Genomic DNA, 11,240 nt, shown 5'->3' with positions numbered 1-11,240 from the left:
GGGCATGAGTGACGAACCCCATGTCATGTCCACGACGCAGCGGCTGGTCTATATGGCCGAACAGATCGCCCGCAATTTTGCGGCCCTGGGCGAGGATCGGACCGTGACTGCACTGGCCGAGCATCTGACCAGCTATTGGGACCCGCATATGAAGGACCAGATCGTCGCTATAGCGCGCGATCATCCCGACAGCCTGTCGCCCCCGGTCGCAGCGGCGGTCGCGCGTCTGGCGCAGGGAAGGACGCCAGCGGGGCCCAATCCCGCGCAGTTCAACGCGGTGGACGAGGTAGGTCATTGCGACGCCGGCTGACAATTTCCTGATGGAGGGGGAAGCCGAAGGCGCGCCGCTAGTCCGGCTCTCATTCGACCGGCTGACGCGCGACGGGACAACCGAGCCGGTCGATCGCCTGCTCGCCGACGAAGTGCCGGTCGCGATCGAGTTCAACGGCATCGGCTATGCGGTGTTGATGGCGACCCCGGCGGATATTCCCGACCTGGTCCTGGGCTTTGCCCTTGCCGAGCGGCTGATCGGGCCGGAAGACGCGCCTTTCGATGTCGACGCCCATGTGACTGACCAAGGCATTGTCGCACGGGCAACCTTGCCGCAGGGCCGAACCCCGGCTCTGCTGGAGCGCGTGCGTCATCGGGCTTCTGAATCCTCCTGCGGCATTTGCGGCATAGAGAATCTGGAACAGGCGATCCGCCCGCTGCCAAGGGTAAGCGCGCGATCAGCCGCAGATCGGGAGGCGATCTTCCGCGCTCTGACGCATCTGCCCGATCATCAGCCGCTCAACGCTGCGACGGGCGCTGCCCATGCCGCCGCATGGGTCGGCGCGGATGGGGGGATCCGTCTGGCGCGCGAGGATGTCGGTCGGCACAATGCGTTCGACAAGCTGGTGGGCGCCATGCGTCGGATGGGCGCGGAATGGGATGGCGGCTTTGCGCTTCTATCGTCGCGCTGCTCCTACGAACTGGTCGAAAAGGCGGTGCTGTCGGACTGCCCCTTGCTCGTCACCATTTCCGCCCCCACCAGATTGGCTACGGAGCGTGCCGCCCAGGCGGGGCTGCCGCTAGTGGTCCTGGCCCGGAGCGACGCCTTGCTGGCACGCCGCTGAACGGATCAGCGCTGCAGCGCAACCTGCATCGACACGGTCGCACCCAGCGTCAATTCTCCCGGAGCGACAGGGCTGGGCGGCGGCGGTGGCGGCGGCGCGCCGGCCATCCGGCCGGTCACGACGATCGGCTGGACCGGATAATAGCCGCCCCCTTCGGAGATCGAGAGAATGCGCCGGACCCTGAGCCCGGCGGCGCGAGCGTAAAGCTCCGCCCGCGCGCGAGCGTCCTTCACCGCCTCGACCCGCGCTTCGTCAAGGGCAGCCTTGGGATCGTCCAGGGTGAAGGAGGGGCCGTCCACCTGATTGGCGCCCGCCGCCACGAGCGCGTCGATGATCTTCCCCATGCCCCCGAGATTGCGGACGCGCACCTGGACATTGTTGCGCGCCTCATAGCCGATGATGCGTGGGGCCTGCGGCTGAGCGGGCGCGACATAAGGCTCCCGCGTCATCCGCGCTCTCAACTGCGCCTCCTGCTCGGGATTGCTATATTGCGGCTGCAGCGACAAGGCGGAGGTTTGGATATCGCGGTCCGCGATACCCGCGCGCTTAAGCGCTGCCACCACCTCATCCATCCGCGTCGCGTTGGCGGAGAGAGCCTCGCCCCCCGTCTTTCCTTGCGTCACCACGCCTGCGGAAAACATGGCGACGTCGGGAATCCTGCGGCTCTGTCCCTCTCCACTGACCATCAGCAAAGTTTCTTCCGGTGCCAGAACCGGGCTGGCCGCGCTGATCTGCGCCTGCCCGGCCGATGCCGCACCTGCCGCAAGCAGCACGAATGGCAACCATTTCATGAGCATCTCCTCCGCTGTTATGCAGCCGAAACGTTCTCGTCGCGGTTCCGTTGCATGCTCTGTGGTGGTTAGCAGGGAGCGAAATGCGGCACAGAGCGCGAAGGGGCGCTGAGAACCGGGACAAAAACTTGGCTGGGGCGGCAGGATTCGAACCTGCGCATGGCGGTACCAAAAACCGCTGCCTTACCGCTTGGCTACGCCCCAGCAGCGTCGGATATTTCCGACGCGGACCGCCATATAGCGTCTGTTGCGCGAAAGGAAAGCCTAGTCATCGCTCTTGATGGTTGCCAATATGCGCGCTTCCTTTCTTCCTTCCGGCCTGGATTTGCTGGCATGCCCGTTCAAAGTTCGCCGTCGCCCCTGGCGCAGTCGCAGATCGCACCCGCGTCGCCGCTTTTCCTGCGCGAGGATGAGATTCGCCGGGGCATCGAGATGCTGTACTTCGGCTATTCGGCGCTGACCCGGTCGATCGATGAGGGGCTGGCCTCCCAGGGGCTCGGGCGGGCACATCATCGTGCGCTGTATTTCATCTCTCGTCAGCCCGATCTTACCGTCAAGGACTTGCTTCGCCTGCTCGCCATCACCAAACAGTCGCTGGGCCGAGTGCTGAACGATCTGGTGGAGCGGGGCTATATCGAAACGCGGCAGGGCGCCAATGACCGGCGGCAAAAGCTGCTGCGTCTCAGCCCGGCGGGATCGGCGCTGGAGGCGGAGCTTTTCCGCGCTTTGCGGGAGAAGATGGCGGCAGCTTATGCGCAGGCGGGGCAAGGATCCGTCACCGGGTTCTGGCGCGTTCTGGAGGGGCTGATTCCCGATCAGGATCGATCGATGGTTTTCGGCCTCCGGGGGCGATAGCCGCTCTGTCCGCGCAACCTTATCGCTCCGGCGGCGCTTATCCGTCTCTGTCGACAGCTATGAGGATCGATAATGCGCAAAGGATTACTGGCCGCTATCTCCGTTTTGACGCTCGCGGGCACGGCCGCGTGTTCTGAGAAGGCTGCTGAAAGCCTGGAAAACGCCGGCTCCGCGATCGGCGACGATGTCAACAATGCCGTCGATCGCGCCGGTGAAAAGATCGACAACGGCCTCGACCGCGCCGGTAGCGCGCTCGACGAGGGTTCGGACCGGCTGGGAACGGCCGCCGACAATGCATCCCGCGACGCCGAGCGCGAAGCGCGCGATGCCCGCAATGACGTAGGCTCCGCCATGGAGCGCGCCGGCAATGATCTGAAGACGGACTAGGGCAGGAAAGGGCGGGACCGCTCCTCAACGCCCCGGAGGATCATGAGGCGCTGGTGCCGTGACCGGGCGCAGGCTTTCGCGATCCTCCGCGCTGACAGGGGCGGTCGGATCGGGTCGGAAATGTTCTTCCGCGCGCTGCGATCCGTCGGGATGGGTGTCGCCGAGCAGGTCGGTCGGGGCATGGCCGACATGCGCGGCCCCAGCCCCGTGAGCCGAGCGGTTGGAGCCGGCACGATCCCGGTCCAGCCATTTCTTGGCGAGGTAGCCCGCGCCCGCCAGCAGTGCCAGTTTACGTATCATCTCAGCTTCTCTCCCGTGTCTCAGTCACTCGCGCGATTAGTGGTGCGTGATGGCCGGCGCCTGCACATAAGGCATGTCGTCAGGCTCGATGGTCGTCGCATGGCCACCACCCCGCCGCCGGCGGCTCGGTGCCGGGCGCGTGGACCGGTCATTCGGCGACCGCGTTCTGCTGGGGAAGGTGCTGCCGGTGGTGCGGTCGAGCGAGCGCGCGACCCAGGCGTCGAGGAGCGTCGCACCCGCAACGAAGGCTACCGCGCCCCAAAGCGCGCGGCTGCGTGGGGCACGCCGGGCGCCGAGGCCGAGGGCTGTGAGGTCCATGAGGTCGCCCGCGAATCGGTTCCAGACGAGCGCCGAATGCGCCGGCGCCGCCAGCAGTCCGGCACCGGCCAGCATCTCGCGGGCGCCGAAGACGCGCAATGTCGTCCGCCCGGCCTTATGGTCATTGCCGAGCGCGCCCGCGATCCGGCGTGTCGCTGCGATTTCGGCCAAGCCCAGCGCGATCGAGAAGAGCCCGAGGCCGAAGCTGATCTGCTTGGCGTTCATGTCCCTCATGCTTGAAGTCTCCATGTCCAGGCGGGAGAAATCGTCTGAGCATCGCACGGGTTCCGACCCGCCGATGAAACGTGCGGCATCCGCGCCGCAGGCAGGCGAAATTTACATGAGTGAATTTGGCCGGGGCAATGTGCGGTGGGGATTTATCGGGAAAGGAGGGCGCCGGGATTTGCGCTAAGCCTCGGCCGGCGGGATATGGCGGCCGGTCCTTTGCCGAGGCCGTCCTTATCGGGTGGTGTGGATGATCGGGCTGGTGGTGATTGCGGTAGCGGGGATCTGGTGCCTTGGCGGCTGGCACCTTTGGCGCCTGCAAAGCGCGTGGCGCGCGAAGGCCGGCGTAAACGGGCTGGACCGGGCGATCGCGATCCTGTGGCTGCCGATCGCCCTCTACTTTCTTCTGATATCGCTGCCTATCCTCGCCCGGCAGGGCCTGCGCGACATCGGCCGGCAGAGGGCGCGAGACGCTGCCCGCCATCGCAAAGCGCATCGACCCTGAGATATCGGGATTGGGATGACGGGCGTAGATCTTTGCCCTAAGCTGCCACCTGCGCGGCACGGTGGAACTTTTTCTCTACACTTGCGTAACGATCTGCTTGTGGAGGAGAAAATCGTCCGCGGGGGGGGGGGGGAATAGATGCGGTTAGGGATGGTTGCGGTCTGGGCGGCCGGGGGGTTGATGGCCGGAAGCGCTCTGCCGGCAAGGGCGCAGAGCATCGACGAATTGCGCGACATGCCCATTTCCGCGCTGGCCCGGCTGGATGTCACCTCGGTCACCCGCTCCTCCTCCTCGCTCGGCGATGCGCCGGCGGCCATCTATGTCATAACCCATGACGATATCGTGCGATCCGGGACGCTGACGCTGCCCGGCATATTGCGGCTGGCGCCCAATCTTCAGGTCATGCGCGGCGGCCCCAATAGCACGGTCATCAGCGCCCGTGGATTGAGCGGCAATCTGGACGCCCAGAATTTCTCCAACAAGCTGCTGGTCCTGATCGACGGGCGGGTAGTTTATTCGCCGCTCTATTCGGGCGTCTATTGGGACATGCAGGATGTCCTGCCGGAGGATGTCGAGCGGATCGAGGTGATATCCGGACCGGGCGCCACCCTGTGGGGCTCGAACGCGGTCAACGGGGTCATCAACATCATCACCCGCGATGCAGGCGCGTCTCAAGGGCTGTACGGCACGGCCGTGGCGGGAAACCGCACTTACGACCTTGGCCTGCGCTATGGCGGAGAGGCAGGGGACAGGCTCGACTATCGGCTCTATGCCAAGCGCCATGAGGATTTCGAAAGCGACGACGGTGCCAACGACGGCAACCGCCGGACGCTGGCCGGCTTCCGCGTCGACTGGGACGCGTCGGCGGACGACGCGGTCATGGTGCAGGGCGATGGCTATTACGGAACGCGATCACGGGGCGCCACGCCGAAAGAGGCCTATTATGGCTATGACCTGCTCGCCCGCTGGCATCATGCGGGGGCCTCGGGCGACATGTTTCAGCTCCAGGCCTATTATGACCATACCGCGCGCGAAATCGACGATGATGGCGGCCGCTTCGCCTTGGATAGCTTTGATGTGGAGGCGCAATATGCGTTCGATGCAGGTGCTGCCCACCGGATCGTGCTCGGCGGCGGGGCGCGCCTCAGCCGCTATGAAATAGAGAATATTCCGGGCCTGCTGTTCGTGCCGGACCGGCGCAGCCTGCATATCGCCAACATCTTCGCGCAGGACAGCGTGACGCTGACCCCGTCGCTGACCGCGAACCTGGGGGTCAAGCTGGAGACGCGCAGCTACGCCGACCTCGTCCTGCTGCCCAGCGCCCGTTTGTCCTGGAAGCCGAGCGAGGCCGCGCTGCTGTGGGGTGCTGTCTCGCGCGCGGTGCGTGCGCCCACTCCCTTCGATCGCGATGTGGTGGAATCGGTCGGCACGACGGTATTCCTGACCGCGCTCTCCAGCTTCCGATCGGAAAAGCTGACCGCGTTCGAACTGGGTACGCGGCTGACCCTCTCCTCCCACGCGTCGCTGTCGGTTTCGGGCTTCTACAATATCTATGACGATCTGCGGACGGTCGATCCCGCGCCGGGCGGGCTCCTGCCGCTGCGCTGGGGCAATGGCATCAAGGGCGACAGCTATGGGTTCGATGCGTGGGGCGATATCAGGCTGGCGGACTGGTGGCGGCTGAAGCCGGGCTATAGCCTGACCATACAGAAGTTCCGGTTCAAGGATGGGGCGGTGCCGCTGCTCGGCACCACGCAGGTCGGCAATGATCCGCGCCATCGCGCCTCGCTGCGTTCCTCGATGGATATCGGTTCCGCCATCAACCTCGATGCGGACCTGCGTTACGTAAGCGCTTTGCCCGACCCGCATGTTCCCGGCTATGTAGAGCTGGGTGCCCGGTTGGGCTGGCAGTTTGATGACCGTGCGGAGCTGTCGATTTCAGGGTTCAACCTCCTTCACCGCCGTCATCAGGAATTGCCCTTGTCTCAGGGCAATCCCGTGGGGCGCAGCATCTTCGTGGCGCTGAAATGGACGGTCTGAGCCGCTGGCACATCAGGGCTGGGATGCGGCATCGCTCTGCCTTCGCACTGCTGCTGCTCATGATCCTCTTTGCGATCACGCCGGTCGAAGCGAGCCTGCCCCCCTCGACGCTGGAGCAGGCGGTGAAGGCGAGCTTCCTCTTCAAATTCGCGCCCTTCGTCGACTGGCCTCCTACTGCCTTAGCGGCTGGAGAAAGGACGTTCACGATCTGCGTCGCCGGCGGCGATCCCTTCGGCAGCGTGCTGGACGATGTGGTGCGCGGCCAGAAGATCGCCGGCCGCTCCGTTGCCGTTCGGCGGCTCCAGGCCGCGGGGAGCGCCGCAGGCTGCCGCATCCTGTTCGCGGGCCATTCCGACGATCCCGGCTATGCCCCCTTTGCGGCGCTGGCCGGGCAGCCGGTCCTGACGGTGGCGGATCGGACGGGCGGTCCGCCGGGCGCCATGATCGAATTTGTGAGGCAGGGCGGCCGCGTGCGCTTCCATATCGATGACGGCGCCGCGCGCGCCAACGGCCTCAAGATCAGTTCCAAATTGCTCGGACTTGCCATTTCGGTGAACAGAAAATGACGGACGCTCCCGATCCTTCGCCTGACGCCCGGCTCCGCGCCAGGGCCATCGCCGCCCAGATGGCGACGCCGTTGACGGCGGTTGTCATCGCCATCTGCCTGCTGGCGGCCGGCCTCGCCTTCGCCCTGCAGCTGGAGCGGGTCGGCCAGTCGGAGAAAGAGCGACAGATCATGGTCCAGGCGCAGACGCTCGCCAGCGGCATCGCCGCGCCGCTCGCGTTCGAGGATCATGACGCATTGCAGGAGTATCTGAACGCGCTGCGCGCCGATCCCCAGATCGTCGCGGCCGCGGCCTATGATGAGCGGGGGGATTTCGTCGCTGGCTATGCGCTGTCGCCGGCCCGCTACCCGCAGCGCGGCCTTGCCGCGGAAACGAAGATCGTCGGAAACGCCCTCACCGTGGCGGCGCCCGTCATGCAGGGCAATACGCAGCTCGGCTCGGTCTACCTGCAATCGTCGCTCGACAGCTGGTCAAGGCGGCTGAACCGCTATCTGGGCATTGCCGTGATTGTCGTCATGGCGTCGCTGCTGATCGTCATCCTGGCAGGCTCCTACTCCTCGCTGAGCAAGGCGCACCAGAAGTTGCAGGAGGAGATTGCCATCCGCCAGCAGGCCGAGGAGGCGCTGCGCCAGTCGCAGAAGATGGAGGCGATGGGGCAGTTGACCGGCGGGGTCGCCCACGATTTCAACAATCTGCTGATGATCGCGTCGGGCGGGCTGGACCTGATGGAGCGGACCACTGATCCGGCGAAGCTGGAGCGATTGAAGGCTGGCATCCGGCAGGCGGTCGATCGGGGCGCCAAGCTGACGCAGCAACTGCTCGCCTTCTCCCGGCGCACGCCGTTGAAGCCCGAGGTCATCGACCTTGGCAAGCGCGTGCGGGGTATGGACGCACTGCTCGACCGTTCGCTGGGGGAGGGGATCAGGGTCGCCATGCACCTGCCCGGCGATCTCTGGCCCGTCGAGGTGGATGCCTCGGAGCTGGAAGTGGCGGTGCTCAACATCGCCCTCAACGCTCGTGATGCAATGGTCAAGGGCGGCGTGATCGTGATCGAAGCCGCCAATGTGGAGGGGGCGGGGCCGCAGGGCGGCGATCTCGTCCGGCTCGCCATCACCGATACCGGCACCGGCATCGCGCCCGAACTGGTCGCAAAGATTTTCGAGCCCTTCTTCACGACCAAGGGCGTGGGGCAGGGCACGGGCCTGGGTCTGAGCCAGGTCTATGGCTTCGCGCGGGCTTCCGGCGGGGAGGTGCAGGTGGACAGCCTTCCCGGCAGCGGGACGACCATGACGCTGCTGTTGCCGCGCTCGCTCCGGACACCGGCGGACAGCGATGCCGGTGCCGACGCGGTCAGCGCGTCCGGACGCCAGCGCATCCTGCTGGTCGAGGATGACGATAATGTCGCGGCGACGGTCGGCGCCATGCTGGAGGAACTCGGCTATGAGAATAAGCGGGTGGAAAGCGGCGACGCTGCGCTGAACCTGCTGGAGAGGGATTCAGCCTTTTCGCTGATCCTGTCTGACATGATCATGCCGGGCGAAGTGAGTGGCATCGATCTGGTGCGCAAGATCAGGCAGCACTGGCCGGCCATGCCCTCGATGCTGATGACCGGCTATAGCGCGGCGGCTGCTTCTGCGGCGAAGGAAGGGGTCCGGCTTTTGTCCAAGCCCTTCTCGATCCAGGACCTGTCCGTCCACATCGCCGCCGCGGTGGAGGGCGCCGCGGCGGAATGAGATATCAGGAGGCGCGCTAAAAAATCAGGACATAGGCCGCGCCGAGCACCGCACACGCTCCTAGCAGCAGGAGCATGTTCACCTTGAAACGAAAGGCCGCGATCAGCGCGCCTGCCGCCAACACCAGCGCGGGAATATTTGCCGACTGGAGCACCGGCACCTCGAAGGTGCCCACCGGGCGCACCTCCCGGAAAAGCGTGTGGATCGCGAACCAGAGCGCGAGGTTCAGGATGACGCCCACCACGGCGGCCGTGATCGCGGTGAGGGCCGCCGATAGTGCGCGGTTGCCGCGCAGCCGTTCGATGAAGGGCGCGCCCGCGAAGATCCAGAGGAAGCAGGGAACGAAGGTGACCCACGTCGTCAGCACCGCGCCGAGCGTGGCGGCAACCAGCGGGTTCAAACCGCCCGCCTCGCGGAAGGCGGCGAGGAAGCCGACGAACTGGGTCACCATGATGAGCGGTCCGGGCGTCGTCTCCGCCATGCCGAGGCCATCCAGCATCTCGCCCGGCCGCAGCCAGCCGAAGCTGCCGACGGCTTCCTGCGCGACATAGGCCAGGACCGCATAGGCTCCGCCGAAGGTCACCACCGCCATCTGGCTGAAGAAGCTGGCGATCTGGGAGAAGACATTGTCCGGCCCCGCGAGGACGATCAGCGCCAGCACCGGTGCCAGCCACAGGGTGAGCAGCGCAAGCGATATACGCAGGGACCAGCCAAGGTTCGGCCGCGCATGGTCCGGAAGTTGCTCACCCAGCGCGGTGTCCTGATCGTGGACCACCGCGCCGCCCGAGGGTCCGTGGCCGCCGCCGCCGCGAAACTGGGGCAGGCCGCTGCGCCCGCCCAGATAGCCGCCGATGCCGGCTGCCAGCACGATCAGCGGGAAGGGGGCATCGAGGAAGAAGATGGCGATAAAGGCGGCGGCGGCGATGCCCCGCATTACATTATTCTTGAGCGCGCGCGAGCCCACGCGAACCACCGCCTGCACCACGATCGCCAGCACCGCGGCCTTGAGGCCGAAGAACAGGCCTTCGATCAACGGCACCTGGCCCAGCAGCACATAGATGTAGCTGAGCGCCAGAATGGCGACGAAGCCCGGCAGGACGAACAGAATGCCGGCGATCAGCCCCCCCTTGGTCTTGTGCAGCAGCCAGCCGATATAGATCGCCAACTGCTGCGCCTCCGGGCCGGGGAGCAGCATGCAATAGTTGAGCGCGTGAAGGAAACGCTCCTCCCCGATCCAGCGCTTTTCCTCGACCAGCAGACGGTGCATCACCGCGATCTGGCCCGCCGGGCCCCCGAAGCTGAGCGCGGCGACCCGCGCCCAGACCCGCGTCGCTTCGCCAAGAGATACGCCGTGGCTCGGCCGTGTAGTGTCCGCCGCATCGGACGCTGCTGAAAGCGTGCTGTTCATCTCTCACTCTTCCGGTTGCTGAAATAGGCATGAAATTGGTTGAGCGCTTCGCCTGCGAAGCTGATGCGCTGAAGATCGTCGTCGGTGGAGGCGCAGACGCCCGAGAGCATTGCGCCCAAGCCCGACGTTTCGGGCCGGCCGAATTTGCTATCGCCGATGTCGAGATCGTGAATGATCTCCCCGATCGCCTGCAAGCCCGGATCGCCGGTCAGCCCCGCCCGCAGCAGCAGCGTCTCGAAACTGCAACGGTCGCCCTCATGCGTGAACTCCGCGTCAGCCATGTCGAAGCGCAGCTCGCCAGGCGCGGGCTCATGCGTGCGCGCGTCGACGAAGCGAAAATGCGCTTGCGGATCGATGAAGCGGCGGATCAGCCAGGCGCAGGCTATGCGGTCCACATGGATGCCGCTGCGCGTCACCCAGGTCTTGCCGAGCAGGTCGGAAGTTTCCGCCGGGCCTTGTGTCGCGGCGCGGCTGACATCGGGGTGCTGGTAGCGCTGGCGGTCCAGTTCGGCGAGCGCTGCCTCCGCCTGTTGCCGGCCGTGCGCGCCGAAGAAATCGAGTCGGCCGACCTCCGCCATCCGCTTGTGCAGCTTTGCGATGTCGGTGCCGCTGGCAGGGCCGGTTTCCATGAGGCGGCGCGCCGTATCGGCAATCTCCTCATAGTCCGCATCGCGCGCGGCATCGAACAGGCCGCGCACTTCGCTATCGCTTTGTCCCGCCAGAAGACGCGCTTCGATAAGGATCGCCTCGCCGCCATTGTCGGTGATCTCCGCCAGCAGTTCACGGAATTCCCCTTCCGCCGCTGCGCTTCGGGGCAAGACATGGACGGCGTTCTTGAGCGGTATGGCGCCCACCCCCTGCAAGCGCCGCCAGATTTTCACGCGCAGATAGGGCGGCTTTGCCGGGAGCTGATGCAATAGCGCGAGCCAAGCAGAAGATTCTGGTTTCGAACTCATGATATATGTGTATCATATTGATTGATTATCAGGAACACCTA

13 protein-coding genes and 1 tRNA gene are annotated in these 11,240 nt (G+C 65.6%); 8 read left to right on the top strand and 6 right to left on the bottom strand.

The features are described 5' to 3' along the window. Positions 1 to 4 precede the first annotated feature (4 nt). Entirely contained in the window at positions 5 to 310 is a 306-nt protein-coding gene (locus L858_RS19770; RefSeq protein WP_022682314.1) for a formate dehydrogenase subunit delta, read from the top strand. A gap of 10 nt (positions 311 to 320) precedes the next feature. After that, positions 321 to 1,115: a formate dehydrogenase accessory sulfurtransferase FdhD gene (gene fdhD / locus L858_RS0106360; protein ID WP_022682313.1), complete on the top strand. Its 795-nt coding sequence runs from the start codon at positions 321 to 323 to the stop codon at positions 1,113 to 1,115. Positions 1,116 to 1,120: 5 nt separating this feature from the next. Here the strand turns inward: fdhD and L858_RS0106355 are convergent, their stop codons facing one another. Both L858_RS0106355 and L858_RS0106350 read right to left on the bottom strand, forming a co-directional pair. After that, complete coding sequence (locus L858_RS0106355; protein ID WP_022682312.1) at positions 1,121 to 1,906, bottom strand: SIMPL domain-containing protein; 786 nt, start codon at positions 1,904 to 1,906, stop codon at positions 1,121 to 1,123. Positions 1,907 to 2,035: 129 nt separating this feature from the next. Continuing rightward, positions 2,036 to 2,110 (bottom strand) — tRNA-Gln (locus tag L858_RS0106350). A gap of 129 nt (positions 2,111 to 2,239) precedes the next feature. On the opposite strand from L858_RS0106350, the gene L858_RS0106345 reads away from it, so the two are divergent. Both L858_RS0106345 and L858_RS0106340 read left to right on the top strand, forming a co-directional pair. Then, positions 2,240 to 2,761 (top strand): MarR family winged helix-turn-helix transcriptional regulator, encoded by a 522-nt coding sequence (locus L858_RS0106345; RefSeq protein ID WP_028055871.1) that lies wholly within the window; start codon positions 2,240 to 2,242, stop codon positions 2,759 to 2,761. Between the two features lie 72 nt (positions 2,762 to 2,833). Next, positions 2,834 to 3,148, top strand: coding sequence for a hypothetical protein (locus L858_RS0106340; RefSeq protein WP_022682311.1), 315 nt, complete (start codon positions 2,834 to 2,836; stop codon positions 3,146 to 3,148). A 24-nt stretch (positions 3,149 to 3,172) separates the two neighbouring features. Here L858_RS0106340 and L858_RS0106335 read toward each other — a convergent pair whose 3' ends face one another. Then, positions 3,173 to 3,448: a hypothetical protein gene (locus L858_RS0106335; protein ID WP_022682310.1), complete on the bottom strand. Its 276-nt coding sequence runs from the start codon at positions 3,446 to 3,448 to the stop codon at positions 3,173 to 3,175. Positions 3,449 to 3,484: 36 nt separating this feature from the next. Further along, positions 3,485 to 4,000, bottom strand: a complete 516-nt coding sequence (locus L858_RS19765) for a hypothetical protein (protein ID WP_238564930.1) — start codon at positions 3,998 to 4,000, stop codon at positions 3,485 to 3,487. A 241-nt stretch (positions 4,001 to 4,241) separates the two neighbouring features. Between L858_RS19765 and L858_RS0106325 the strand changes: the two genes are divergently transcribed. The 4 genes from L858_RS0106325 to L858_RS0106305 all read left to right on the top strand — a co-directional run bounded on the left by L858_RS0106325 (position 4,242) and on the right by L858_RS0106305 (position 8,835). After that, complete coding sequence (locus L858_RS0106325; RefSeq protein ID WP_022682308.1) at positions 4,242 to 4,496, top strand: hypothetical protein; 255 nt, start codon at positions 4,242 to 4,244, stop codon at positions 4,494 to 4,496. Between the two features lie 180 nt (positions 4,497 to 4,676). Next, positions 4,677 to 6,536, top strand: a complete 1,860-nt coding sequence (locus tag L858_RS0106320) for a TOL_0244 family TonB-dependent receptor (protein ID WP_274518595.1) — start codon at positions 4,677 to 4,679, stop codon at positions 6,534 to 6,536. Then, a complete protein-coding gene (locus L858_RS19760) occupies positions 6,524 to 7,102 on the top strand; it encodes a TOL_0243 family YfiR-like periplasmic protein (RefSeq protein WP_037504416.1) in 579 nt (192 codons plus the stop codon). Before L858_RS0106320 ends, L858_RS19760 begins: the two co-directional genes overlap by 13 nt. Then, a complete protein-coding gene (locus L858_RS0106305; RefSeq protein WP_022682304.1) occupies positions 7,099 to 8,835 on the top strand; it encodes an ATP-binding protein in 1,737 nt (578 codons plus the stop codon). The genes L858_RS19760 and L858_RS0106305 overlap by 4 nt, the downstream gene beginning before the upstream one ends. 16 nt (positions 8,836 to 8,851) lie before the next feature. Here L858_RS0106305 and chrA read toward each other — a convergent pair whose 3' ends face one another. Further along, positions 8,852 to 10,243 carry a chromate efflux transporter gene (gene chrA, locus L858_RS0106300; protein WP_022682303.1) on the bottom strand — a complete coding sequence of 464 codons (1,392 nt, stop codon included), beginning with the start codon at positions 10,241 to 10,243 and terminating at the stop codon, positions 8,852 to 8,854. After that, complete coding sequence (locus L858_RS0106295; RefSeq protein ID WP_238564929.1) at positions 10,240 to 11,160, bottom strand: chromate resistance protein ChrB domain-containing protein; 921 nt, start codon at positions 11,158 to 11,160, stop codon at positions 10,240 to 10,242. The genes chrA and L858_RS0106295 overlap by 4 nt, the downstream gene beginning before the upstream one ends. Positions 11,161 to 11,240 lie beyond the last annotated feature (80 nt).

Source organism: Sphingobium bisphenolivorans, assembly GCF_000412635.1.
Classification (GTDB): Bacteria; Pseudomonadota; Alphaproteobacteria; order Sphingomonadales; family Sphingomonadaceae; genus Sphingobium; species Sphingobium bisphenolivorans.
Note: the sequence above shows the minus strand (reverse complement) of the source record. Positions and strands in the feature narration are given on the sequence as shown.